This window comes from Allobranchiibius sp. GilTou73, assembly GCF_021391335.1.
Taxonomy (GTDB): domain Bacteria; phylum Actinomycetota; class Actinomycetes; order Actinomycetales; family Dermatophilaceae; genus Allobranchiibius; species Allobranchiibius huperziae.
Genome location: NZ_CP090051.1, coordinates 1,589,726 through 1,613,847 on the forward strand (window position 1 = coordinate 1,589,726; position 24,122 = coordinate 1,613,847).

A 24,122-nucleotide genomic window follows, 5' to 3' on the forward strand; every position below is an offset into this window, starting at 1 on the left:
CTAGATCCCAAACTCGCTGAGAGCGTACACGAAGTCCTCGTGCACCGTATTCGCCTCTGCCACAAGCGTTCTCGCATGCTCCGCGTTACGTTTGCCTGTTACCATTCTCTGTTCTGGAGACTCCGCCATGGCAAGGATAGAATCCGCCAGCGCGCTGGTGTCCTTGGGTGGCACCAAGCAGCGCAATTCGAGTAGTTCTTCGTTCCCTCCCACCTTGGTAGCTATGCAAGGGAGTCCGCTTCCCATCGCCTCGACCAAAGCTCGAGGCAGGCCTTCCGCCCAGGAATTTAAGACGAAGAGATCCGCACGTTGGTATTCGACCGCCAGTCGCTCGCTCGAAACATGTCCCAAAAATCGACCCGAGTCTCCGAGAAGACCATTTGCGTGTTCCTGTAGGGCAGGTCGCAGTTGCCCGTCCCCGGCGACGGTCAACGTCACCCGGACCCCCGCGCCCTCACCGCGGCAATAGCATCAATCAACTCGCGCACGCCCTTGTAGGGTTTCTCAAGACTCGCCACAGTTAAGATATTCATCGTGGGATTATCCGTTGCCCTGGCAGTGGCCGAATAATTCAGTCGACGCACCGAAAATGCTCCAAACTCTTCCCCACGTGTTGGGTAGCGGTCTTGGAGAACGCGCCTTGTCACGTACCGAGCGACGCGCGCCCGAGATGTCAGGAGGCGGGTTGCTGCCCGCATGGTTGGCCGCTGAATCAGACCGACTAATCCCTGCGTGACCGGCTCGGCGAGCGATTCGACCGGATCTCCAGCCACCACCACAGCAAGAGGGGTGCGTGTGGCGAGGGTTATGAGACCGGCGATCGTACTGATGGATCCGGGTGTGTACACGACGACGCCCGGAGCGTGCCGTATGTGGCTATACAGATGCATGGCAGAACGGAGCACATCCGAAATCCCTCGCCAGGGGACGACCACTCCAGCGCTGCCGGGAAGCAGAGGCCGCGACGCCGTCAAATCGGTGCCGGCTGCAGCCCTGGCCAGGACTTTCACAGGGCGTTGTTGCGACAAGCCGCTCAAAGCCCCCAGTGAGGAGAAACCGTACAGCGTGGAATCACGCACCACACATCTCTGCTCGACCACGACGAGAAGCGGAGGCTGGCCGCTGAGCGTACCCTCGAGGACGTCGACCACCTCATTCGAGAGGATTTGGTTGTCGAACTTTCGGACCATCAGTTCCCGCGCTCTGTGCCCACGTTCCTCCAGCCTGCCGGTCTTGAATTCTTCGTGCGCCTGATTCAACTTATCCAGGAGGTCACCGGCGTCGCCGGCCTTGAATACCCAGCCTGTGAGGTCTGTGATTGCCTCCGGCAGGGCTCCCGCATCGGAAACGATCACGGGAAGGCCCATACTGGAAGCCTCCAGCGCGGCGCCGTGATTCTCCGACAGCGACGGCGACACAGAAACGTCGGCGCTATTGTAATAGGTCTTAACGTCGGAGACGGTTGATATCCACGTGGCACCTGGGAGCTGATGATCGTTCATCAGACGCTGGCGGTACTGCTCGCCGGCGTCGTCGAAGCCGCTTCCAACGAAGACAATACGTGACCTGGGATTTTTGGCATGAAACTGTTGCCACGCCTCGATCATGGTCTCATGGCCCTTGATTCCCTGCCCCCTGAACACACTCTGTTTCGGTGCGTAGAAGTAGGCCACCATGATGCATACGAACGTGTCTGGGTCTGCGATAGATTCTTGTGATGAGTCACGCGCTGGATCAAATTTCCGAGTGTCGACGCCGTACGGTATGGCCCTCAAGCGGCTGGCCGGGTATCCGATCGCGGCGTACTTGCGTTCGGTGTATTCAGATCCTGCAATGATCGCGTCGTCCAAGCGAGAAGCAATAGATTCAATAGTCGCGAGCACTTTTGATTCAAGGTATAGGGGCCCGGCGACCATGTGGACCGTGCGAGATGGTGTGCCAATGGCTGCGAGGCGGGAGAGCAGGGCTGACAAGATGAGGTGGTAGAAAACGACGTCAGGTGCCTCCCGGCGAATGAAATTGTGCAAGCTCCAGAGGGCGTTCAGCCCGGCCAGGCTAGATCTTGGGGAGAAGTCCCACTCGATGGGGTGCACCGTGATGGAGTGGGCGTCTAGAGCTGAGCGCAACCTGCCCAAACCTTGGGGAATCGCGACGACCACCTCGTGATGCCGCGCTTGCATGGCTGCAATCTGCGGGATTAGCCACATCCCGCCGACATTTGTCTTCAAGACAATCAAGATCTTCACGGGGCACCCTCTAGGCATGGTTTGCCTGCGAACTCGTTCATCGTCACAGACTCTGAGCCAGTGACGCCGTCACGGGCGAGGACAGGGCGGACCGTGCGCCAAATGAGCTGCAGGTCGCCGCGGATCGAATGATGGTCGACGTAATGCACGTCGAGCCTCAGACGTTCGTCCCATTTCACGGCGTTCCGCCCAGACACCTGGGCCAGGCCGGTCAGACCAGGTTTGACGTGATGGCGACGCGCCTGCTCGGGGGAATACCGGTTGAGATAGCTCATCAACAACGGCCGGGGTCCGACCAGCGACATGTCGCCGCGCACGATGTTCCACAGGGCGGGCAGCTCGTCCAAGCTGGTCGCGCGCAGCTTCGCGCCGAACGGCGTGAGCCGCTCAGCGTCCGTGACCAACCCACGCGAAGGGTCCTCGTCGAGCATGCTGCGGAACTTCAGCATCTGGAACGGTCGCCCGTGCAATCCCGGGCGGGTCTGGCGGAAGAGCACCGGGCTGCCCAGCCGCCGTCGTACGGCAACCGCGACGACGGCCTGGAGGGGCGCGGTGAGAATGAGCGCGGGCACAGCGAGCGCCAGATCGAACGCCCGCTTCGCGACAGCGGAGGTGGGCATTACTGCTGGATCAGAGTCGACGTGACATCGATGACGTGGTCGATGTCCGCGCTGGTCAGTGCCGACCCGCTCGGCAGGGTGATGCCCGAGGCGAAGAGCGACTCGGACACGCCCCCGGCGAACATGCGGCTCTTGGCGTAGAGCGGCTGCATGTGCATCGGCTTCCAGAGATGGCGGGCTTCGATGTCCGCGGCCTCGAGGCCGGCGATGACGTCGTTCGCACTGACGGGGCTGTCCGGGGCGAGCACCATGCAGGTCAGCCAGCAGTTGTCCTCGCTGTCCGACAGGCCGTCGCCGCGCCCCAGGAAGCGCACGCCGGGCTGCGCGCCCAGGGCGTCGGCGTACTGCTGGCGGTGCGCGCGCCTCCGGGCGATCATCTCGTCCAGTCGCGAGAGCTGACCGACGCCGATCGCGGCCAGGATGTTGGAGAGTCGGTAGTTGAAGCCCATCTCGGTGTGCTCGTACCAGGGGGCAGGTTGGCGGGCCTGCGTCGACAGGTAACGGGCTCGATCGATGAGGTCGCCGTCGTTGCTCAGCAGCATGCCGCCGCCGGACGTCGTCATGATCTTGTTGCCGTTGAAGGACAGCGCGGCGGCCGTGCCGAACGACCCGGCGCCCTTGCCGTGGTGGGTCGCGCCAAGCGCCTCTGCAGCGTCCTCGACCACTGGGATGCCGCGCTGCGCGAGCGCCGGCATGAGGGCCTGATAGTCGGCACTGCGTCCGAACAGATCCACGGATAGGACGCAGCTGACCTCCCGGCCCTGGGCGGCCAACTCGTCGACCGCCTCCAGAGTGAGCTCGACGTCGAGGTTGGCGTCGTCCAGCCGGGAGTCGACGAAAACGGGTTCCGCACCGGTGTAGAGGACCGCGTTGGCCGTCGCGGCGAAGGTCATCGAGGGGAGTACGACGACGGTGCCCGGTCCCGCGCCGTGGTGCAGCAGCGCGAGGTGCAGTGCCGCCGTGCCGGAGGACAGCGCGAGGGCGTGCTCGACTCCGACCCGCTGCGCGACCTCGGCCTCGAAGCGGTCGACCATCGGGCCCAGGGGGGCGACCCAGCCGGAGCGCAACGCCTCCAGCACGAGGGTCTCCTCCAGGACGGACACGTCCGCCTTGGAGAGATGGATGCGCGTCACGCCTGTTCCTTCACGTGGATCGGTTCGATGGCTTCGTAGCGCATCCGTGCCTGCGCCTCGGCGCCGTCCTGCGGCTCGGCGGTCAGGACCGAACTGGTCGAGATCGGCGGCACGTCGACATAACTTACGAGAGGGTGGGAGGACTGACGGATGTCCTCACCAGGGGTGAAGAGCTCCTCCGACAACTTCTCGCCGGGCCGCAGACCGGTGTAGACGATCTCCACGTCGCGCTCGCCGGACAGGTCGATGAGGGTTTTGGCGACGTCGACGATCTTCACCGGCGTGCCCATGTCGAGCACCATGACGTGCCCGTCGCGGCCGATTGCGGAGGCCTGGAGGACGAGCTGGCTCGCCTCGGGGATGAGCATGAAGTAGCGCTCGACGTCCGGGTGGGTCACCGTGATCGGACCGCCGCGCTCGATCTGCGCGGTGAACGCGGTGATGACCGATCCGCGCGAACCCAGCACGTTGCCGAAGCGGACGCTGACGTATCGACCGGCGTTGAGCTCGGCGAAGTCCGCGGTCAGCCGCTCGGCGATCCGCTTGCTGTAGCCGAGGACGCAGGTCGGGCGTGCGGCCTTGTCGGTCGAGATGTTGACGAACGTCTCGACGTCGACCTCGTGCGCGGCCTGCAGCACGTTCATCGTGCCGAGCACGTTGGTCTTCCAACCCTCGAGCGGATACTGCTCGAGCAGCGTGAGGTGCTTGAGTGCCGCGGCGTGGAAGACCATCTGCGGGCGCTCGCGGGCGAACACCTCGCGTAGGGCGTCCAGGTCGCGGATGTCGGCCAGAGCCAGCGTGCCGTCGTCCAACAGGGCACGGCCGGTGATGCTCATCTGCACTCCGTGCAGGGCGGACTCGTCGCGGTCGAGCAGGATCAGCTTCTTCGGGCCGAATCGCGAGATCTGGCGTGCCAATTCCGAGCCGATCGAGCCGCCAGCACCGGTCACGAGGACCGTCTTGCCGTTGATCGACTCGGCGATCGCCGTCTCGTCCAGCACGACCTGACGGCGACCGAGAAGATCTTCCAGATTCACCCGCCGCAGGTCCGCCTTGCGGGGCGTGTGACCCATGAGCTCACTCAGCGTGGGCAGGATCAGCACCGTGAGGCCGGCGTCGGCAGCCAGCGCCCGCAGGTCTCGGATCAGGTCGGTGTCGGCCGATGGGATCGCGATGACCAGGGACGTCGCACCGCTTGCCTCGGCGAGCTCGCGCAGTCGGTCGCGTCCGCCACGCACGGTGACTCCGTCGATCTTGATATGCCGTTTGCGAGGGTCGTCGTCGAGCAGGCAGACGGGCGCGTACGTCGCGTGCTTGTCCCGCCGCAGGTCGCGCACGAGGCGCCGACCTGCCTCGCCCGCACCGAAGACGATGACCTTCTGTGTGCTGTCGCTGGCCACCGTGCGACCCCATCGGTAGGAACGCACGATGAAGCGCAGGGTGAACATGCCGACCAGCGACAGCGCCGGCACCAGCAGCGCCAGGCTGCGCGGCGCCCCGTGCAGCCACGGGGTGGTCATGACGACCAGGATCAGCACGGCGGCGTCGAAGACGATCGTCAGACCGATGTCCGCGGTCTCCTCGAACGAGCCTCGCTGGTGGCCGATCCGGTAGGGACCGGCCGCAACGCCCGCGAGCACGTGCACGAGAGCCGCCACGATCGCGAACTGCACGATCGCCATCGTCAGGAACTGGTTGAAGCGCAGGTCGTAGCGCAACCACGTCGCGGCATACGTCGCCAGAATCACGACGCCGGCGTCGGCCGACGCCCAGGTTGCCTGGACCAACCACTCACGCTTGTGTGAGGTCAGGGGCAGCCTCGCGCGCGGCGCAGGCTCGTGTGCCACGACGAGGGGGTGCGCGGCCTGCCCCTCCGCGCTGTGCTGGTCCATGGTCGTGTCTTTACTTCCGGCTCGATGCGTGCTCGGACTTGGCGTGGCTGGCGGTGCGCGTGCCACCCGGGTTCGGCCGGTAGGTGTAGTAGTCGTAGTAACCGGCGACGCGATTGGCGCGGGGGACGCGGTTGAGCGCCACACCGAGCACGGTGCCGTTGACGGCCTGCAGCGACCCCAGTGCGGCGCCGAGCTGGTCACGGGTGACCAGGCCGCTGCCGACCACCAGCACGCAGCCGCTCGCCTGAGTGCTGAGCACGGCGGCGTCGGTGACGGGCAGCAGCGGCGGCGCGTCGATCAGGACGTAGTCGAACTGCTCGCTGAGTCGACGCAGCGTCTCGCCCATGGCGGGGGAGCCGAGCAGCTCGCTCGGGTTGGGCGGGAGCTGGCCGGCGCCGAGCACCGAGAGGCGGTGCTTGCCGTACGGCTGCAGCACGTCGGCCAGCGACGCCTGCTCGATGAGGACGTCGGTCAGACCGACGGCGCCCTCCAGGCCCAGGTAGTCCAGGAGACGCGGACGGCGCAGGTCGCCCTCGATCAGGCAGACGCTCAGGCCGTTCTCCGCGAGCGTCAACGCGAGGTTGGCGGTGGTGGTGGTCTTGCCCTCGCCGGCCAACGCCGACGTCATCACGATGATCCGGTGGTGGTGGGCGGCATCCACGAAGCGCAGGTTGGTGCGCAGCGACCGGAAGGATTCCGACCGGGTGGAGTGGGTGTCGGACGCCAGGAGCAGCGGGTGCTTGGCGGCGTCGGAGTCGAAGGGGATCGTGCCGATGACCGTGAGGTTGTCGGCCAGCTCCTCGACGTCCTCCTTGGTGCGGACCCGGTTGTCGAGCAGCTGACGCAGCACGGCGAGGCCGACGCCGAGCAGCAGGCCGAGCACGAGACCGAGCAGCACGTTGCGCACCGGCCGCGGGCTCACGGGGGAGCGGTCGATGATCGGCGACTTGGTGGTGGTCACCTTGACCGGGCTCGCCGACTTGGCCGAGACCCGCTCGATGCCCTCGACCGTCTTCGGGAACTGCTGGGCGATCGCCGCCGCGATGCGCTGCGCCTGGTAGGCACTCGTATTGGTCACCGCGACGTTGATCAGCACGGTGTTAGGCGGCACGGTCGCCGAGACCTTGGCGCCCAGGTCGGCGGCCGTCGTCGGCAGCTTGAGCTGCTCAATGACCGGGTTCAGCACCACGGGGGCCGTGACGAGCTGGGTGTACGACGTCACGCGGGCCTGGCTGAAGGTGCTGCCCTGGGCCAGCTGCGCCGAGTCGCTCGAGTCGGAGGTCGACACGAAGAACTGCACAGTGGATTGGTAGGACTTCGTGCTCGCCAGCGTGTATGCCGACGCGAGCACGACCATGACGATCGTGGTGGTGACCACGATTCTCCACCGTTTGCGCAGGACTCGCAGATAGGTCCGAAGATCCACGGAAAACCTTTCCGAACTAAAGCTTGAGAATGGGCCGTTCACGCGTCATGACGACGGCGGATTGTCGGCGCTGCGTGATGCCGGACGGCGTGACTCTCCCCCATGGTGAGTCTGCAGCGGGGCTAGGTTACTCTTACGTTACTTAGCGGATTCGCTTTGCACCGTTCGGTGTCGGCTCGTCGTACGACGGTCGTCACGGGGTGGAAGCGTAACCATAAGGCAGACCTCTCACGGAGGATGGCCGTCGCTGAGTGGGCAGCCTGGCGGGTAGAACGCGGTAGACGCTAACAGCCGTTTCGAGGACTCAGACGCCTTAGAGCATGGTCTCTTTTGCAGGGCGGGCAGATCGCTGGAAGGCCCGTTGTTTATCTGTCTTATGCGTACCATTTCTTGACGCATTCTTTACTTTCGATCCAGCCGAATAGACGCATCGCGCGACCTTTACGATGCGAGGCATGACTGATGCCGGCGCCGTCCTGGTCGTGTGCACGGGCAACGTGTGCCGCTCGCCCTACATCGAGCGACTGCTGCGCGCGTCGATCGGTGACCTCGGCGTCCAGGTCTCCAGCGCGGGCACGATGGCGCTCGTGGGGGAGCCGATGTCGGAGGAGTCGTCCGAACTCCTGACCCAAGGTGGTGTCGACGCGGAGGGTTTCGTTGCGCGTCAGCTGACCCCCGCGATGGTCGAGCAGGCCGATCTGGTGCTGACCGCGACGCGGGAACACCGCAGCGAGGTGGTCCGCACCGCCCCGCGCGGCCTGCGCTACGTCTTCGCTCTCGCCGACTTCAGCGATCTGGTGGGAGCCGCTGACGTGCCCTCTGGGGTGAGTGGAGTCGCTGCGTTGGTGGCGCTGGCCTCGTCGCGCCGGGGGAGAGGTCGAGGCGCGTGAGGTCGACGACTCCGGCATCGACGACCCGTTCCGACAGGGGCATGAGGCGTACGCGCGGATGGCCTCACAGGTGGAGCAGATGCTGCCGCCGATCGTGGCTGCGTTCAGGCAGCTCTCGCCGACCTACTGACGCGCTCCTGTCGAGTGGCATAGATATGTATCGGGTGCACCACATGTAGGTCCGCCAGTCGAAACATATGTATGCCACTCGACGAGGCTGTGGATGACGTCTGCGGGCGATCGCTCGTTCATGCCACCGTGCCGGATGGACGAGACCTCCTTCTCTGCCCGGCCGTACCACTTGCGCCGCATCCAGCTGGTCGACGCTGACGCCGCTGCAGCCCTCCCTCTGGTGGCCGGAGGGCTGGGCGATGTCACTGCCGACGGGGATGGCCCGGCGGACCAGCAATCGAACGCCGCCCGATTGCAGCGTGTCCGTCGCGGTGCCTACGTCGATCGCGACGGCTGGGAGCAGCTGTCGGCCAATGCGCAGCTGCTTCTACGGGCGCACGCAATCTCCGCCTCGGCCGAGCGGGGCCGCCTGTTCTCCCACTGCACGGCGGCCCGGGCTTGGGGTCTGCCCACCGTCGGCAAGCAGCAGTCGTCCGTCGAGATGCTGGTCGCTGATGGCCGGACCGGCAGGTCACCCGGGTTGATTCGCCGACGCACCCAGAACCTGCCCGACGGCATTGAGCTGGACGGTCTGTGCGTGACCAGCCCGGCGCGTACGGCGGTGGACATTGCGAGGGTGCAGTCACTCGCTTCCGGGGTGAGCGTGATGGACAGCGTCCTCACGCGAGGACTCGCGTCGCACGACGAACTCCGGGCCGAGCTTCGCGCTGTGCCGCGTGGCGGTAGGGGGCGGCAGCTCGCCGCGCTGGCACTTGCGCTCGCCGACGTTGGAGGCGAATCGGTCGGCGAGTCCCTGAGCCGGGTGCAGCTCTACACGGCCGGCTTTCCGCGGCCGAGCCTGCAGGTGGAGTTCCGCGACGACCGGGGATTCATTGGGCGGGTGGACATGTTCTGGAAGGAACTCGGCGTGGTGGGCGAATTCGACGGCAAGACGAAGTACGGCGTCGACGACAGGCAGTCATCGGCGCAGGCGGCAGGGATCCTCTGGCGTGAGAAGCTGCGCGAAGACCGCCTCCGGGCACTTGGTCTCACCGTGGTCCGGTGGATCTGGGACGACGCGTGGAACGCGACCCCGATGCTGCGACGCCTGCGCGCAGTAGGGCTCCGCACGGGGCACTCGCAGCAGTGGCCAGTGCCCGACCTTTCGAGTGGCAGACAAACCCCTCGAGCGGCGCACTCGTAATGAGTGCACCGGAAACATAAGTATGCCACTCGGGCCGGGGGAGGGCGGGAGCGTCAGTCGTCGTCGGAGCGGGGCGCCACGATCAGGTTGATGTCGTGCCCGGACAGTTCGCGCCGCGCTTCCTCGTCGAGCTCCGCGTCGGTGACCAGCGTGTCCACCTGATCCAGGGTCGCGATCGTGGACAGGCCGATGACGCCCCACTTGCTGTGGTCTGCGACTACCAGCACCTTCTTCGCCGACTTAATCAGCGCCCGATTGGTCTGTGCTTCCTGCAGATTCGGCGTCGTGAGGCCCGCCTCGAGGTCGATGCCGTGCACGCCCAGGATCAGCGTGTCGACGTGCGTCGTCGCGAGCATCGCGTTGGCGACGGGACCGGCGAGCGCATCGGACGGCGTACGCACACCACCGGTCAGCACCACGAGTTGGTCGTCGCGGGTCGGGTCGTAGAGCAGCTCCGCGACGCGGGGCGAGTTCGTGACGACCGTCAGCCTTTTGATGGCACGCAGCTCGACCGCCACCGCGTACGCCGTGGTGCCGGCGGAGACGGCGACGGCCGTACCGGGTGGGATGAGCGAGGCCGCGGTGCGCGCAATCTCGGACTTCTGGATTGGGTTCATCTCCGACTTCACGCTGAAGCCGGGCTCGTCGATGCTGCGGTCGGCGAGCGTCGCGCCGCCGTGCACCTTGTGCACCAGGCCCTTCTCGGCAAGCGCCTCGATGTCGCGACGGATGGTCATGTCGCTCACCCGGAGCTCGGTCACCAGGTCGGCCACGCGCACGCCACCGTCGCGTTCGACCGTGGTGAGGATGACCTCCTGCCGTTGCCGCGCAAGCATCGTGGGTCCCTCCCTGCCTCGATCTGCCAACGGACTGTACCCGGTGGGACAGCGCGGTACTGAGCAGTCGAGCGCCCGGAACGTGCCACGCGCGAGCGGTCTTGGCACAATGACGGCCATGTCCGCGACGCCAGCACATCGGCCCCGCATCCTGTCCGGGATGCAGCCCACCCACGATTCGCTCCACCTGGGCAACTACCTCGGTGCGCAGGTGAACTGGGTGGCCATGCAGGCCGACTTCGAGGCGTTCTTCTGTGTGGTCGATCTGCACGCCCTGACCGGCGGGCAGGTCTCGCCGGAGGACCTGCGACGGCGTACCCGGGTCACGGCGGCGCAGTACATCGCCGGCGGCATCGACCCCGAGACCTCTACCGTCTTCGTGCAATCGCACGTGCCCGAGCATGCGCAGCTCGCCTGGATCCTCAACTGCATCACCGGCTTCGGTGAGGCGTCGCGCATGACGCAGTTCAAGGACAAGTCGGTGCGAGGGGGCGGCGACTCCGCCAACGTCGGGCTCTTCACCTACCCGATGCTGATGGCGGCCGACATCCTGCTCTACGACACCGCCGCGGTGCCCGTGGGAGAGGACCAGCGCCAGCACCTGGAGCTCACCCGCAACCTCGCGCAGCGCTTCAACGCCCGCTTCGGCGAGACGTTCGTGGTGCCCGAGGCGCACATCCCGGCCGGCACGGCCAAGATCATGAGCCTGGTCGAGCCGACGTCGAAGATGAGCAAATCGGCGGAGAATCAGAACGGCAGCCTGTGGATGCTCGACGAGCCCAAGGCCAACGTCAAGAAGCTCAAGTCGGCGGTCACCGACACCGACAACGAGGTGCGCTTCGATCCGGAGGCCAAGCCGGGCATCGCCAACCTGCTGCGCATCCACGCCGCGCTGTCGGGTCAGTCCGTCGAGGCGCTCGTCGAGCAGTACGCCGGTGAGAACAGGTACGGCGCGCTCAAGGGCGACGTCGCCACACTCGTCACCGAGCTGCAGAGGCCGTTCAAGACACGTGTCGATGAGCTGCTGGCCGACCCGGCGGAGCTCGACGCGGTGCTGCGCAAGGGCGCTGATCGCGCCCGCGAGGTCGCTTCCGTCGTCCTCGAGCGCGCGTACGACGCCGTCGGCTTCCTCCCGCGGGCCTGACCTGCATGCCGACCATCGGAGTCTCCTTCGCGGTGCCCGAGCCGTGGGCGGCCCAGTTGCAGGAGGCCCGGCGCCGCGCGGGCGACGACCTCGCCGACGCCGTGCCGCCGCACGTCACGCTGATGCCGCCGACGCAGCTGGAGGAAGCCGACCGGGACGTGCTGCTGCATCACCTGGCCTCGGTCGCCGCGCGGCACAGCCCCTTCCGGATGACGCTGCGCGGCACGGGCACCTTCCGGCCGACCTCCGAGGTCGTCTTCGTGGCGGTCGCCGAGGGCATCAGCAACTGCGAGCAGATCGAGGCGCAGGTGCGCTCCGGCCCGGTCGCCCGCACGCTGCTCTTCCCTTACCATCCGCACGTGACGATCGCCCACGACGTACCCGAAGAGGGTCTGGACCGCGCGTTCAACGAACTGGCGGGGTTCGAGGCGCGGTTCCAGGTCGAGGGTTTCGACCTCTACGAGCACGGTGCGGACGAGGTGTGGCGTCCCGTGCGCCACTTCTCCTTCGCCGGGACGCCTGCCGCCCGCGGGGTCCCCGTCTCTGCAGGAAAGTGACCGCGGCGCCGATTCCACACGTGGGGGTGGATCTGGTGGGCGGGCCGCGCCGCCAGCTGATGTTTTCAGGCGCCTGGAAGGGAGGAGCCGCTTGCCCCGCCTGCCGCTCCTGCGCCACCTGGCATGTCGGAAAGTGACCGAAGCGCCAACAATCCACCCGGCCGCGTAGGACAGACGCAGGAATGTGACCGCAGCGCCGATAACCCACCCGCGCGGCGGCCGGCAGTGGGAGCTGACGCCAGCGGTCCTCGTCCAGGCCGCCTGATACCTACGCCGGGTGTCGGAAGGTGACCGCAGCACCGACAACCGACGCTCGCGGCGTACAACCTTGTGTCGCACGCCACATCCGCCGGGTGAGGCCCACCTAAGCGCGGGGCGCGCGCAACTGCGCAGTAATCTCCAGGCTGTGGCTATTTCAACCCTCCCTGCGAAGCGCGCCAAGCGCACGGGGAAGACGGGCAGCAGCGTCTATCTGAAGACCGTCATGGCGGTCACGGGCATCATCTTCGTGCTGTACGTGCTCGCGCACATGTACGGCAACCTCAAGCTCTTCGCCGGGCACGCCGCGTACAACGAGTACGCCGAGGGCCTGCGCACGCTGGGCACTCCGGAGCTGCCGCGGCACGGCTTCCTCACGATCATGGAGATCGTGCTGGGGGTCAGCGTGGTGCTGCACATCTACGCCGCCGTCACCCTGTGGAAGCGCTCGAAGGCCGCCCGGCCGCAGCGCTACGCGGTGAAGAAGACGGTCGTGCAGTCGTTCTCGTCCAAGTGGATGCGCTGGGGCGGGCTCGCGCTGCTGCTCTTCATCATCTGGCACCTGATCGAGTTCACCTTCTTCAAGGTGAACGTCGGCTCCGGCGGCCAGAGCGCGTCGGTCACGCAGGACCCGTTCGAGCTGGTCGTGCACACGTTCAACACGTGGTGGATGACGCTGATCTATCTGGTCGCGATGGCCGCGCTGCTCATGCACCTGCACCACGGGGTCTGGAGCGCCTCGCAGACCCTGGGCCTCGCGAGCACGCCCGCGGCCCGGCGGTACTGGAAGCTCGCGGGCCTGGCCATCGGAGTGATCGTCGCCGTCGGCTTCATCGTCCCGCCCCTGTTCATCCTGTTCGGCGTCATCAAGTGAGGGCCGCAGATGTCTGACCTGATCCAAGACCTCTACCGCGAGGGCGAGCCGATCGCGGACACCAAGTGTCCCGACGGCCCGATCGAGAACCGCTGGACCGAGGCGAAGTTCGAGAACAAGCTCGTCAACCCCTCCAACCGGCGCAAGCTCTCGGTGATCATCGTGGGGACGGGGCTGGCCGGCGGTGCCGCCGCCGCCACGCTCGGTGAGGCCGGCTACCACGTGAAGTCCTTCTGTTACCAGGACAGCCCGCGTCGCGCGCACTCCATCGCCGCGCAGGGCGGCATCAACGCCGCGAAGAACTACAACGACGACGGCGACTCGACCTACCGGCTCTTCTACGACACGGTCAAGGGCGGCGACTACCGCTCCCGCGAGACCAACGTCTACCGCCTGGCCGAGGTCAGCACCGCGATCATCGACCAGTGCGTCGCGCAGGGCGTCCCGTTCGCCCGTGAGTACGGCGGCCTGCTCGACAACCGCTCGTTCGGCGGCGTGCAGGTCGCGCGCACCTTTTACGCCCGCGGCCAGACCGGTCAGCAGCTGCTGATCGGCGCGTACCAGGCCATGGAGCGGCAGGTGACCGCCGGCACCGTGGAGGCGTTCACCCGTCACGAGATGCTCGAGGTGATCGTGGTCGACGGCCGCGCCCGCGGCATCATCGCCCGCGACATGGTGACCGGCGAGATCGAGACCCACCTGGCCGACGCCGTGGTGCTCGCCTCCGGCGGCTACGGCAACGTCTACTTCCTGTCGACCAACGCGATGGGCTGCAACGTCACCGCGACGTGGCGCGCGCACCGCAAGGGTGCCTTCTTCGGCAACCCCTGCTACACGCAGATCCACCCGACCTGCATCCCGGTCTCCGGTGAGCACCAGGCCAAGCTGACCCTGATGAGCGAGTCGCTACGCAACGACGGCCGCATCTGGGTGCCAAAGAACCGCGACGACTGCGACAAGGACCCCCGGGACATCCCCGAGGAGGACCGCGACTACTACCTGGAGCGCATCTACCCGGCGTTCGGCAACCTTGTCCCGCGAGACATCGCCTCGCGCCAGGCCAAGGCCATGTGCGACGACGGACGCGGCGTCGGCCCGAAGGTGGGCGACTTCCGCCGCGGTGTCTACCTCGACTTCGCCGACGCCATGGAGCGGCTGTCGCGCGATCAGGTCGCCGCGAAGTACGGCAACCTCTTCGACATGTATCAGCGGATCACCGGTGAGTCGCCGTACGACGTGCCGATGCGCATCTACCCCGCGGTGCACTACACGATGGGCGGGCTGTGGGTCGACTACGACCTGGAGACCACGATCCCCGGGCTGTTCGCGGCCGGTGAGGCGAACTTCTCCGACCACGGCGCCAACCGGCTGGGCGCGTCCTCACTGATGCAGTGCCTGGCCGACGGCTACTTCGTGCTGCCCAACACCATCCGCGACTACCTCGCCTCCGGCCCGTTCGAGAAGGTCGACGAGCAGCACGAGGCCGTGGTCGAGGCGCGCGCCGAGGTCACCGGGCGGATCGAGAAGCTGCTCTCCATCAACGGCGAGCGCTCGGTCGACTCCTTCCACCGCGAGCTCGGCCACATCATGTGGGAGTACTGCGGCATGGAGCGCAGCGAGGAGGGGCTGAACAAGGCCATCGACCTCATCCGCTCGCTGCGGGCGGAGTTCTGGCGCAACGTGCGCGTGCTCGGCAGCGCCGACACGCTCAACCAGTCGCTGGAGAAGGCCGGCCGGGTCGTGGACTTCCTCGAGCTCGGCGAGCTGATGTGCATCGACGCGCTGCACCGGCGCGAGTCCTGCGGCGGTCACTTCCGCAGCGAGAGCCAGACCGAGGACGGCGAGGCGCTGCGCGACGACGACAACTTCGCGTACGTCGCGGCGTGGGAGTTCGGCGCCGACCGTGACGGCGACGACGTGGCCCTCACGCCGACGCTGCACAAAGAGGACCTGGTCTACAACTTCATCGAGTTGAAGCAACGGAGCTACAAGTAACCATGAATCTCACCCTCAAGATCTGGCGTCAGGCCGGGCCCGACGACAGCGGCGACTTCGCGACGTACGACGTGCGCGACATCTCCGACGACATGTCGTTCCTGGAGATGCTCGACGTCCTGAACGAGGACCTCATCGGCAAGGGCGAGGAGCCCGTCGCCTTCGACTCCGACTGTCGCGAAGGCATCTGCGGGCAGTGCGGACTGATGATCTCCGGGATGGCACACGGCCCCGAGGTCACCACTACGTGCCAGTTGCACATGCGCTCCTTCAGCGACGGCGAGACGATCACCGTCGAGCCGTGGCGCGCGTCGTCGTTCCCGGTGCTGCGCGACCTGGTGGTAGACCGCTCGGCGTTCGACCGGATCATCCAGGCCGGCGGCTACATCTCGGTCAACACCGGTGCCGCCCCTGAGGCGCACTCGGTGCCGGTGCCCAAGGCCAACGCCGACCGCGCGTTCGACACCGCGACCTGCATCGGCTGCGGCGCGTGCGTGGCGGCTTGCCCGAACGCTTCCGGGATGCTCTTCATGGGCGCCAAGATCGCCCACCTGGGCGAGCTGCCCCAGGGTCAGCCGGAGCGCGACTCGCGCGTGGTCTCGATGGTCAACCAGCACGACGCCGAGGGCTTCGGCGGTTGCACCAACATCGGGGAGTGCGCTGCGGCGTGCCCCAAGGAGATCCCGCTCGACGTGATCAACCAGCTGAACAAGGACTTCCGCAAGGCCAAGAAGGGCGCTCACTGAGCGACCGGTCTGTGCGGCGCCCGGGTCCTTGCGACCCGGGCGCTGTCATATGGCGACGCGCCGGTCGTACGCCGGGTGCGTGACCCGCCCGTAGTAGGTCAGCAGCTGATCGACCACCGGCGCCCAACCTCGCTGCAGCGCGTCCTGACGACCGGCCGCACCCATCCGGCGGCGGCCGAGCGGGTCCGCGAGCACCCCGCACACCGCCTCCTGCAGCGCGCCCGGCCGGTCGGGGTCGAAGTGGTGGCCGTGCACGCCGGCGCGGATGACGTCCAGCGGGCCCCCTCTAGCCGGCGCGACGACGGGCAACCCTGAGGCCATGGCCTCTTGCAGTGTCTGCCCGAACGTCTCGCAGGTGCCGGTGTGCACGAAGACGTCGAACGCGGCGTACGCCCGGGCCAGCTCGACTCCCTGCCGGTAGCCGAGGAAGCGCGCCCGGGGAGCAGCCGCTCCAGCTTGGCGCGGCTCGGCCCGTCACCGACGACGACCAGCGCGACCTCCGGCAGATCGGCGATCTCGGCGAGCCGATGCACCTCCATCTCGGGCGCCAGGCGACCGACGTACCCGACGACCGTCTGTCCCTGCGGGGCGAGGGAGCGGCGCAGCTCGTGGGTCGCCGTGTCGGCGGCGCCGCGGGGGCGGAAGAGGTCGGTGTCCACCCCGCGACCCCACAGTGCGACGCGCGGGATCCCGTGCAGTCTCAGGTCTGCCGCACAGGTGGCGCTGGGCGCCAGCGTGAGGTCGGCGAGGGAATGCACCCGACGCAGCCAGTGCCAGACGACACGCTCCACGGCGCTCGAGGCGGTGCCGGCGTGCTGTGACAGGTAGGTCGCCATGTCGGTCTGGAAGACCGCAATGGTGGGCACACCGAGGTCGCGGGCCGCCGCGATGCCCCGGGCGCCGAGCGCGAACGGCGACGCCGCGTGCACCACGTCCGGCCGGAATTCGGCCAGGACCTTCGACAGGTCGGGGAACGGCACACCGACTCGGAGTCGCGCAGCGTGACGCCGGGGACGGTGTGCACCCGCGCTCCCCGGTACGACGTGGGGGCGGGTGCGGGGCAGACGATCAGGACCTGGTGCCCACCGTTCAACAGGTGGTCGGCGACGCGGCACACGCTGGTGGTGACGCCGTTCAGAGTGGGCAGGAACGATTCGGAGACGATGGCGACCCGCATGTCGCCGACGGTCGCGGCGCCTGACGACGTGCGGGTGAACGCGCGGTGCCGGGCCGGGTGATCATCCGGTGAAGAGCGGTCGACGGTCGGTGAGCGGCGCCCGTCAGACGAGGTGTCCAGCAGCAGGCCGGATGGCTCCGATGCGCTGACCTTTCGGTTAGCGTTCCACTATGTCCGAATCCCTCCTGCCGACGGCGATCCCCGATTTCTGGGCGATCATCCCTGCGGGCGGTTCCGGTACGAGGCTCTGGCCGCTCTCGCGGGAGTCGTCGCCGAAATTCCTGCACGACCTCACCGGGTCCGGCCAGTCCCTCCTGCAGGGCACCGTCGACCGCCTCGTCCCGCTCTGCGCGGAGCGGTTCATGGTGGTCACCGGCGTGCCGCACGTGGACGCCGTACGCGAGCAGCTGCCCACCCTGGGCTTCGACAACCTGCTGACCGAGCCCTCGAGACGGGAGTCGCTGCCGGCCATCGGACTGGCCGCCGCGATCCTGGAGCAGCGCAACCCCGCCGCGATCATCGGCTCCTTCGCGGCCGACCACGTCATCAACGATGTCGTCGCGTTCTGCGAGTGCGTCACCGAGGCGGTGCACGTCGCGCGGACCGGCAAGCTGGTCACCATCGGTATCGAACCCAACCACCCCGCAACGGGATTCGGTTACATCAAGGTGGGCGAGGAGTTGCCCGTCGACGGCGCGCCGCGGGCCCGTGAGGTCGACGCGTTCGTCGAGAAGCCCGACGGGCCGACCGCCGAGGAGTACTTCGAGAGCGGCGCCTACTGGTGGAACGCCGGCATGTTCGTGGTGCAGGCCAAGTCGCTGATGGACATGATCGCCCACTACCAGCCGCTGCTCGCGGAGTATCTGCGCGCGATCGCGGCGCGGCCCTTCCGGCTCTCCGAGCTCTGGCCGCGGCTGACCAAGATCACCATCGACAACGCCATCGCCGAGCCCGCCTCGGTCGACGGCCAGGTCGCCGTCATCCCCGCGACGTTCAGCTGGGACGACGTCGGCGACTTCGCCTCCCTGGCCACGCTGCTGATGGACCGTCAGGACGAGCCCGGTGTCAAGGTGCTCGGTGAGTCGTCGCTGGTCGTGATGAGGGACGCCACCGGGGTGGTCGCGCCGGGGTCGGGCCGCACCGTCGTCGCGCTCGGCATCAAGGACGTCGTCGTGGTCGACACGATGGACGCCGTGCTCGTCACCACCCGCGACCGGGCGCAGGACGTGAAGAAACTCGTCGAGCAGCTGCGGCTCGACGGGCGCGCGCACCTGATCTGATCGCGCCGTTCGCGCCGACCCGGCGTACTTCGTAAGCTGCGGGGCGTGGACCTGCTCGCCAAGACGATGGAAGCCGGTTACACACGCGTGCTTCGGCCCGTGCTCTTCCGCAGCGAGGAGGGCGACCCCGAAGCTGCGCATCACAAGACGCTGCAACGGCTTTCGACTCTCGCCGAGCGGCCGCGCGTCCTCGATCTGGTACGCCGCGCGTGCGCCGTACCTACGGCACCGGTGCAGGTCGCCGGCATCACCTTCCCCGGCAAGGTCGGTCTCGCGGCCGGCGTCGACAAGGACGGGCTGGCGCTGAAGGGGTGGTCGGCGCTCGGTTTCTCCCACATCGAGGTGGGCACCGTGACGCCGCTGGCGCAGCCCGGCAACGACAAGCCGCGCCTCTTCCGGGTCTACGACAGCACCGGGATCATCAACCGGATGGGCTTCAACAACGACGGCGTCGAGGCCCTCGCGACCCGGCTGCGCGCGGTCGGCCCGCTCTCCATACCCATCGGGGTCAGCATCGGCAAGAACAAGTCGACGCCGGTCGACGACGCCGTGCACGACTACCTCACGTGCCTGCGCACTTTGGACGGCCTCGCCGACTACATCGCGGTCAACGTGTCCAGCCCCAACACGGCAGGCCTGCGGGGTCTGCAGGGTCGTGAACCGCTCGGTGAGCTGCTCGCCACCCTGGTGCAGGAGGCCACCCAGCTCGCGCAGGCCCGCTCCGGCGACCCGGTTCCGATCTTCGTCAAGATCGCCCCCGACCTGAAGAACGAGGCCATCGACGACATCCTCGAGGTCGCCGGGCACGCCGACATCGCGGGCATCGTCGCCACCAACACCACCCTCAGCCGCGACGGGCTGCGCGGCGCCGACCTCGCACTTGTCGACGAGGAGGGGGGCCTGTCCGGCTCGCCGCTCACCCGGCGTACCCGCAGGATCGTGCGCTACGTCGCCGAGCACACCGTGCTGCCGGTCATCGGGGTGGGCGGGGTCATGTCCGTCACCGACGGCAAGGCCCTGATCGACGCGGGTGCGGCACTGGTGCAGGTCTACACCGGGTTCGTCTACAGCGGCCCGTCGCTCGTGCGGGACCTCAACCGCGCGCTGGGCTGATCCGCCGCGTTCTCCTCGCGTCCCCGCGCCAGTGTCCGCCTCGCGATTGTCAGCGTTTCTCTGGTGCCCGCGTCACTTTCTTGCTGACAATCGATGAGCGGTTCCGCGGTTGTCAGCGTCTTTGTGGTGTCGGCGTCACTTTCCCGCTGACAACCGTCGTCCACATCTCGCGAGCACGGCAGGCGTCGTCCACACCTCAGCGTCCGGGAGTACGACGGTGAGCCCGCTTCGGCAACCTCGCCCTCATGGGTGAGGAGCGAGTGGACGCGGCCGGCCGGGTGCACCTGCTGGCCGGGGCGAGCGACGGGATCGTGCGTGTGCGGGACGTGCCGTGGCTGGATGCGCACCGCTTGCAACGCGAGATCGACGCGGGACGGTGGGAGGTCGTACGTCGATCCATCACCATCGTCGGCGCACCGATGAACGAACGCTCGACCTGGCGGCTCGCATTGTCGAGCGCATCTCCGCGAGCGGCGCTCGACGGCGTGACAGCGTTGCGGTGCGCGGGTCTGAGTGGATTCGAGGACACCATCCACGTGTCGGTGCCGCGCGGTGCCCGCGTCGAACGCTCGGCGGCGGTCCGGATCCATCACCTGAGGGATTTCGACGAGGATGACGTGCAGGCCGTCGATCTCCGCCGGGTGCGACCCGCGCTCGCCGCTCTTCGCGCGGCGACCTGGGCGGTGACGGAGCGGGCCGCGTACACCGTGCTCGCGATGGCCGTGCAGCAACGGATCGTCGGCGCTGCGGAGCTGGATGCCTCGTTGGGCCGCCTGCCGCAGCATCGTCGCCGCTCGAAGGCCATCGCCGCTGCAGTGGTGGAGATCGGGGGGCGGTGCCGAGGCGCTGGGGGAGCTCGACTTCGCCCAGCTGTGTCGAACGCATGGACTGCCGCTACCGAGCAGACAAGACAGGCTGCAGCGCCCCAGCGGGGTGTTCTACACCGACGCTCGGTTCGCGGCGTACGGGGTGGTGGTCGAGATCGACGGCATTCAGCACCTCACGGTGGCGCAGGCCCGTCAGGACCACCGCAAGCACAACGAGCTGCAGCTGAGCGGCGACGTCGTGCTGCGGGTGCTCGGTGCCGAGTTGAGGTGCGATCCGGAGCCGTTCATGCGGCAGCTGCAGCGAGCTCTCGCGAGCCGAGGGTGGGCTGGGTGAGTCGGTTGTCAGCAGATCTCTGGTGTCGGCGTCACCAAAACGCTGACAACCGATGGGGTGCACGCGCGATTGTCAGCAGATCTCTGGTGTCGGCGCCACGAAAACGCTGACAACCGCCGTGTGGACGGGTGCACGAAAGTGCGAACAACCGGGGGAGGGAGGCGAGCCGATAACCTCGGGGCATCATGGCGAACAGCGAATCCGAGCTTCCGATCGAGCCGGTCTACGACGAGTCCGCGCTCGCCGGCTTCGACGCGCAGGCGAAGCTGGGAGCGCCGGGGGAGTACCCCTACACGCGCGGCGTCTACCCGAGCATGTACACCGGGCGGCCGTGGACGATGCGCCAGTACGCCGGTTTCGGCACCGCACGCGAGTCGAACGCCCGCTACAAGGAGCTCGTCGAGCACGGCACCGGCGGCCTGTCGGTGGCGTTCGACCTGCCGACCCAGATGGGCTACGACTCCGATCACGAGCTGTCGCACGGCGAGGTCGGCAAGGTCGGGGTGGCGATCGACAGCATCGACGACATGCAGGTGCTCTTCGACGAGCTGCCGCTGGACCAGGTCAGCACCAGCATGACCATCAACGCACCCGCGAGCACGCTGCTGCTGCTCTACCAGCTCACCGCCCAGCGGCAGGGCATCGCCGCCGGCCAGCTGACGGGCACCATCCAGAACGACGTGCTGAAGGAGTACATCGCCCGCGGCACCTACATCTACCCGCCCGCGGAATCGCTGCGGCTGATCAGCGACATCTTCGCCTACTGCCACCGCGAGATCCCGCGCTGGAACACCATCTCCATCAGCGGCTACCACATGGCGGAGGCGGGGGCCACGCCCGTGCAGGAGGTCGCGTTCACCCTGGCCAACGCCAAGGAGTACGTGCGCGCCGCCATCGCCGCGGGCCTCGATGTCGACGACTTCGCACCCCGGCTGTCGTTCTTCTTCGTCGCGCGCACCAGCCTGCTGGAGGAGGTCGCGAAGTTCCGGGCGGCCCGCCGGATGTGGGCGCGGATCATGCGCGAGGAGTTCGGCGCCAAGAACCCCAAGTCGCTGATGCTGCGCTTCCACACCCAGACCGCCGGCGTGCAGTTGACCGCCCAACAGCCCGAGGTCAACATGGTGCGCGTCGCCCTGCAGGGGCTCGGCGCGGTCCTAGGCGGCACCCAGTCGCTGCACACCAATTCCTACGACGAGGCCATCGCCCTGCCGACCGCGAAGGCGGCCCGGCTCGCGCTGCGTACCCAGCAGGTCATCGCCTACGAGACCGACGTGACCAAGACCGTCGACCCGTTCGCCGGCTCCTACGTCGTGGAGTCGATGACCGACGACGTCGAGGAGGCCGCGCTCGCGCTCATCCAGCAGGTGGAGGACAAGGGCGGCGCGGTGAAGGCGATCGAGGAGGGCTTCCAGAAGTCGGAGATCGAGCGCACGGCGTATGCCACGGCGCTGCAGATCGACAGCGGCGAACGCACGGTCGTCGGGCTCAACAAGTTCGTCACGAAGGACGACGAGGCCTACGTGCCGCTGCGGGTGGACCCGGCGATCGAGGCCGAGCAGTGCGAGCGGCTCGCGACGCTGCGCAAGGAACGCGACAACGGCGCCGTCGAGAAGGCACTCGACGCGCTGCGTGCCGCCGCGCAGGGCAGTGACAACGCGCTCATCCCCATGAAGGAGGCGCTCGCGGCCCGCGCGACCGGCGGCGAGGTCAGCAACGCGCTGCGCGACGTGTGGGGCATGTACGTGCCCCGCGAGTTCTTCTAGGCGCCGATCATGTTGTCCCTCGGCACGATTCGCCGACGCTTCGTGCCCCTCGTGCTCGGGCTGCTGGTCGTGGCGCTGATCATCGGCTGGATCGCGCACCAGAGCTCGGGGAGCAAACCCCACAGTGCGCCCAGCACCACGCTCCTGTCGGTGACGCAGTCGGCGAGCTCGAGCAGCACTTCTAAGGACACGTCCGGACTCGGCACCGTGGCGTACGCCGATCTGCCGAGCGGGGCGCGCCACACGCTCTCCCTCGTGGACAAGGGCGGCCCCTATCCCTACCGGCAGGACGGCACGGTCTACCAGAACCGCAACCGGGATCTGCCGATCCAGCCTCGCGGCTACTACCACGAGTACACGGTGGTCACCCCCGGGTCGGGCGACCGCGGCCCGCGCCGCATCGTGGTCGGCCGGGACGGTACGGCGTACTACACGGCCGACCACTACGACACCTTCCGCCGGGTGCAACGGTGAACGACGCGCCGCGTCGGCCGGTCGGGAGCGAGGGGCCGGAGGCGGTGGCGCGACTGGCGCTCGCGCGGGCGATGGCCGCCACGGCGTCGGGCGCACTGATCCTGGAGATCGGCCCCGTCGTGGCCGCCGAGGAGGGCGTGCGCGCAGGCTGGCACGTGGTGCACCTCGAGGCGTGGGGCGACCGGGCGGCGTTCCTGCGCGAGTGCGCGCGGGCGTTCGACCTGCCCGACTGGTTCGGACACAACTGGGACGCGTTCGCGGACTCGCTGTCCGACGTGCAGCATCTGCCCGGCACGCTGGTCGTCTGGGCCGGCGCGCGCGCGCTGGCCGACGACGTACGCGCGACCGCCGCCGAGATCTTCGCCGACCGCGCGGACGCCGGGCCGGCGCCGTTCCTGGTGGTCGACGTCGGCACCGAACCATGACGATCCGCGCCGATCGCACCCGCGGTGCGCACCGGGGGGCTAGCGTCTCTCGCGGGGAGGTGGCGTCGATGCGCGGTGTAGGACGGCGGGTCATGGTCACGGTGGCGCTCGCGATGGCGGCGGCCGCGATCGCCGGATGCGGTACGCAGAGCGCACCGGGTGCGCCGTCGTACTCCCCGACCCCGTACACGTTCGTCACAGCGCCGAGTTCGGTTGCGTCGCCGAGCCCTCCGCCCTACGACGAGGCGACGAGCGATCTCGCCCAGTCCATCCAGGCCACCGGTGACGCGCACTACGCGAGCACGTTCGGGTTGGTCCGGTTGAACCCCTCGCAGCACGGCATGAGCGTGGAGATGACCGACCTGGCGCTCGCCCGGAAACTGGTCGCGGGTGCTCGCGCCGGTCACCCGACGTGGGCCAAGGTACCGGTCGCGCTGACCAAGGTGCCGTACTCGATGAAGCGGATGACAGAGGCGCAGGACGCGGTGTCGGCCGGGGACTGGAGGCGCTACCAACTGGTCAGCGCCGGTATCGAGACCTGCCGGTACCTGTCGGTCGCGTCGTCCGACACAAGGCTGAAAGACCCGGTGGCCGGTCGGGCGGGGCGCACGAAGCTCGCGCAGGAGCTCTCCCACACCGTCGGCGTGCCGGTGGTCGTCACCTACTCCACGCCCGCGCACGCCGACTAGCCGCCGGCCGGGTGCAGGAAAGCGACCGCAGCCCTCCCCACCCCACCTGCACCAGGCCCGATCAGCAGCAGCAACTAACATCGGTTGATCGTGAGCAGCCTTTCCACC

At 67.8% G+C, this 24,122-nt stretch carries 22 protein-coding genes and 1 pseudogene; 14 read left to right on the plus strand and 9 right to left on the minus strand.

What is annotated here, in order from left to right; translation table 11 throughout:
* From LVQ62_RS17775 to LVQ62_RS08085, 6 genes are read right to left on the minus strand one after another with little or no spacing between them, the layout of a single operon-like run.
* The gene (locus tag LVQ62_RS17775) at nt 1-438 is read right to left on the minus strand and encodes a glycosyltransferase (RefSeq protein WP_370639683.1); all 438 of its coding nucleotides are present in this window, start codon (nt 436-438) and stop codon (nt 1-3) included.
* On the minus strand, nt 435-2,246 hold the full coding sequence (locus tag LVQ62_RS08065) for a glycosyltransferase (RefSeq protein WP_233767278.1): 1,812 nt from the start codon (nt 2,244-2,246) through the stop codon (nt 435-437). Before LVQ62_RS08065 ends, LVQ62_RS17775 begins: the two co-directional genes overlap by 4 nt.
* A complete protein-coding gene (locus LVQ62_RS08070) occupies nt 2,243-2,866 on the minus strand; it encodes a sugar transferase (protein WP_233767282.1) in 624 nt (207 codons plus the stop codon). The genes LVQ62_RS08065 and LVQ62_RS08070 overlap by 4 nt, the downstream gene beginning before the upstream one ends.
* Nucleotides 2,866-3,999 carry a DegT/DnrJ/EryC1/StrS aminotransferase family protein gene (locus LVQ62_RS08075; protein ID WP_233767284.1) on the minus strand — a complete coding sequence of 378 codons (1,134 nt, stop codon included), beginning with the start codon at nt 3,997-3,999 and terminating at the stop codon, nt 2,866-2,868. The genes LVQ62_RS08070 and LVQ62_RS08075 overlap by 1 nt, the downstream gene beginning before the upstream one ends.
* Nucleotides 3,996-5,891, minus strand: coding sequence for a nucleoside-diphosphate sugar epimerase/dehydratase (locus LVQ62_RS08080; protein WP_233767286.1), 1,896 nt, complete (start codon nt 5,889-5,891; stop codon nt 3,996-3,998). The genes LVQ62_RS08075 and LVQ62_RS08080 overlap by 4 nt, the downstream gene beginning before the upstream one ends.
* A 10-nt stretch (nt 5,892-5,901) precedes the next feature.
* Nucleotides 5,902-7,317 carry a polysaccharide biosynthesis tyrosine autokinase gene (locus LVQ62_RS08085; protein WP_233767289.1) on the minus strand — a complete coding sequence of 472 codons (1,416 nt, stop codon included), beginning with the start codon at nt 7,315-7,317 and terminating at the stop codon, nt 5,902-5,904.
* Between the two features lie 455 nt (nt 7,318-7,772).
* Between LVQ62_RS08085 and LVQ62_RS08090 the strand changes: the two genes are divergently transcribed.
* The gene (locus tag LVQ62_RS08090; RefSeq protein WP_233767291.1) at nt 7,773-8,207 is read left to right on the plus strand and encodes a hypothetical protein; all 435 of its coding nucleotides are present in this window, start codon (nt 7,773-7,775) and stop codon (nt 8,205-8,207) included.
* Between the two features lie 265 nt (nt 8,208-8,472).
* On the plus strand, nt 8,473-9,522 hold the full coding sequence (locus LVQ62_RS08095) for a hypothetical protein (protein ID WP_233767293.1): 1,050 nt from the start codon (nt 8,473-8,475) through the stop codon (nt 9,520-9,522).
* Nucleotides 9,523-9,575: 53 nt separating this feature from the next.
* Here the strand turns inward: LVQ62_RS08095 and LVQ62_RS08100 are convergent, their stop codons facing one another.
* Nucleotides 9,576-10,358: a DeoR/GlpR family DNA-binding transcription regulator gene (locus tag LVQ62_RS08100; protein ID WP_179482234.1), complete on the minus strand. Its 783-nt coding sequence runs from the start codon at nt 10,356-10,358 to the stop codon at nt 9,576-9,578.
* A gap of 109 nt (nt 10,359-10,467) precedes the next feature.
* Between LVQ62_RS08100 and trpS the strand changes: the two genes are divergently transcribed.
* From trpS to LVQ62_RS08125, 5 genes are all read left to right on the plus strand, one after another.
* Complete coding sequence (trpS, locus tag LVQ62_RS08105; RefSeq protein WP_233767296.1) at nt 10,468-11,502, plus strand: tryptophan--tRNA ligase; 1,035 nt, start codon at nt 10,468-10,470, stop codon at nt 11,500-11,502.
* Between the two features lie 5 nt (nt 11,503-11,507).
* A complete protein-coding gene (locus tag LVQ62_RS08110) occupies nt 11,508-12,059 on the plus strand; it encodes a 2'-5' RNA ligase family protein (protein WP_179482230.1) in 552 nt (183 codons plus the stop codon).
* A 406-nt stretch (nt 12,060-12,465) separates the two neighbouring features.
* Nucleotides 12,466-13,191, plus strand: coding sequence for a succinate dehydrogenase cytochrome b subunit (locus LVQ62_RS08115; RefSeq protein ID WP_208052912.1), 726 nt, complete (start codon nt 12,466-12,468; stop codon nt 13,189-13,191).
* A gap of 9 nt (nt 13,192-13,200) precedes the next feature.
* A complete protein-coding gene (locus LVQ62_RS08120) occupies nt 13,201-15,186 on the plus strand; it encodes a fumarate reductase/succinate dehydrogenase flavoprotein subunit (RefSeq protein WP_233767298.1) in 1,986 nt (661 codons plus the stop codon).
* A 2-nt stretch (nt 15,187-15,188) separates the two neighbouring features.
* Nucleotides 15,189-15,932, plus strand: coding sequence for a succinate dehydrogenase/fumarate reductase iron-sulfur subunit (locus LVQ62_RS08125; RefSeq protein ID WP_208052914.1), 744 nt, complete (start codon nt 15,189-15,191; stop codon nt 15,930-15,932).
* Between the two features lie 45 nt (nt 15,933-15,977).
* Here the strand turns inward: LVQ62_RS08125 and LVQ62_RS08130 are convergent, their stop codons facing one another.
* A complete protein-coding gene (locus LVQ62_RS08130; RefSeq protein WP_233767700.1) occupies nt 15,978-16,334 on the minus strand; it encodes a glycosyltransferase in 357 nt (118 codons plus the stop codon).
* Nucleotides 16,335-16,639: 305 nt separating this feature from the next.
* Nucleotides 16,640-17,047 (minus strand): annotated as a pseudogene (locus tag LVQ62_RS17780) (glycosyltransferase); the annotation flags it as partial.
* 232 nt (nt 17,048-17,279) lie between these two features.
* Here LVQ62_RS17780 and LVQ62_RS08135 point away from each other — a divergent pair.
* The 7 genes from LVQ62_RS08135 to LVQ62_RS08165 all read left to right on the plus strand — a co-directional run bounded on the left by LVQ62_RS08135 (nt 17,280) and on the right by LVQ62_RS08165 (nt 24,014).
* A complete protein-coding gene (locus LVQ62_RS08135) occupies nt 17,280-18,389 on the plus strand; it encodes a mannose-1-phosphate guanylyltransferase (protein WP_233767301.1) in 1,110 nt (369 codons plus the stop codon).
* 45 nt (nt 18,390-18,434) lie between these two features.
* Nucleotides 18,435-19,502, plus strand: coding sequence for a quinone-dependent dihydroorotate dehydrogenase (locus LVQ62_RS08140; RefSeq protein WP_233767303.1), 1,068 nt, complete (start codon nt 18,435-18,437; stop codon nt 19,500-19,502).
* Nucleotides 19,503-20,258: 756 nt separating this feature from the next.
* Nucleotides 20,259-20,663: a DUF559 domain-containing protein gene (locus LVQ62_RS08145; protein ID WP_233767305.1), complete on the plus strand. Its 405-nt coding sequence runs from the start codon at nt 20,259-20,261 to the stop codon at nt 20,661-20,663.
* A gap of 185 nt (nt 20,664-20,848) precedes the next feature.
* Nucleotides 20,849-22,426, plus strand: coding sequence for a methylmalonyl-CoA mutase (locus LVQ62_RS08150; protein WP_233767310.1), 1,578 nt, complete (start codon nt 20,849-20,851; stop codon nt 22,424-22,426).
* 9 nt (nt 22,427-22,435) lie between these two features.
* Entirely contained in the window at nt 22,436-22,900 is a 465-nt protein-coding gene (locus LVQ62_RS08155; RefSeq protein ID WP_233767314.1) for a ribonuclease domain-containing protein, read from the plus strand.
* Nucleotides 22,897-23,325: a barstar family protein gene (locus LVQ62_RS08160; protein WP_233767317.1), complete on the plus strand. Its 429-nt coding sequence runs from the start codon at nt 22,897-22,899 to the stop codon at nt 23,323-23,325. The genes LVQ62_RS08155 and LVQ62_RS08160 overlap by 4 nt, the downstream gene beginning before the upstream one ends.
* Before the next feature lie 68 nt (nt 23,326-23,393).
* Nucleotides 23,394-24,014 (plus strand): hypothetical protein, encoded by a 621-nt coding sequence (locus LVQ62_RS08165; RefSeq protein WP_233767319.1) that lies wholly within the window; start codon nt 23,394-23,396, stop codon nt 24,012-24,014.
* Nucleotides 24,015-24,122 lie beyond the last annotated feature (108 nt).

Bases quoted from the DNA above. Each gene is read 5' to 3' on its own strand.
- LVQ62_RS08070 (WP_233767282.1), bottom strand. From the start codon at position 2,866: ATGCCCACCTCCGCTGTCGCGAAGCGGGCGTTCGATCTGGCGCTCGCT.
- LVQ62_RS08080 (WP_233767286.1), bottom strand. From the start codon at position 5,891: ATGGACCAGCACAGCGCGGAGGGGCAGGCCGCGCACCCCCTCGTCGTG.
- LVQ62_RS08090 (WP_233767291.1), top strand. From the start codon at position 7,773: ATGACTGATGCCGGCGCCGTCCTGGTCGTGTGCACGGGCAACGTGTGC.
- LVQ62_RS08095 (WP_233767293.1), top strand. From the start codon at position 8,473: ATGGACGAGACCTCCTTCTCTGCCCGGCCGTACCACTTGCGCCGCATC.
- LVQ62_RS08100 (WP_179482234.1), bottom strand. From the start codon at position 10,358: ATGCTTGCGCGGCAACGGCAGGAGGTCATCCTCACCACGGTCGAACGC.
- trpS (WP_233767296.1), top strand. From the start codon at position 10,468: ATGACGGCCATGTCCGCGACGCCAGCACATCGGCCCCGCATCCTGTCC.
- LVQ62_RS08110 (WP_179482230.1), top strand. From the start codon at position 11,508: ATGCCGACCATCGGAGTCTCCTTCGCGGTGCCCGAGCCGTGGGCGGCC.
- LVQ62_RS08120 (WP_233767298.1), top strand. From the start codon at position 13,201: ATGTCTGACCTGATCCAAGACCTCTACCGCGAGGGCGAGCCGATCGCG.
- LVQ62_RS08125 (WP_208052914.1), top strand. From the start codon at position 15,189: ATGAATCTCACCCTCAAGATCTGGCGTCAGGCCGGGCCCGACGACAGC.
- LVQ62_RS08135 (WP_233767301.1), top strand. From the start codon at position 17,280: ATGTCCGAATCCCTCCTGCCGACGGCGATCCCCGATTTCTGGGCGATC.
- LVQ62_RS08145 (WP_233767305.1), top strand. From the start codon at position 20,259: ATGCCTCGTTGGGCCGCCTGCCGCAGCATCGTCGCCGCTCGAAGGCCA.
- LVQ62_RS08150 (WP_233767310.1), top strand. From the start codon at position 20,849: ATGGCGAACAGCGAATCCGAGCTTCCGATCGAGCCGGTCTACGACGAG.
- LVQ62_RS08155 (WP_233767314.1), top strand. From the start codon at position 22,436: ATGTTGTCCCTCGGCACGATTCGCCGACGCTTCGTGCCCCTCGTGCTC.
- LVQ62_RS08165 (WP_233767319.1), top strand. From the start codon at position 23,394: ATGCGCGGTGTAGGACGGCGGGTCATGGTCACGGTGGCGCTCGCGATG.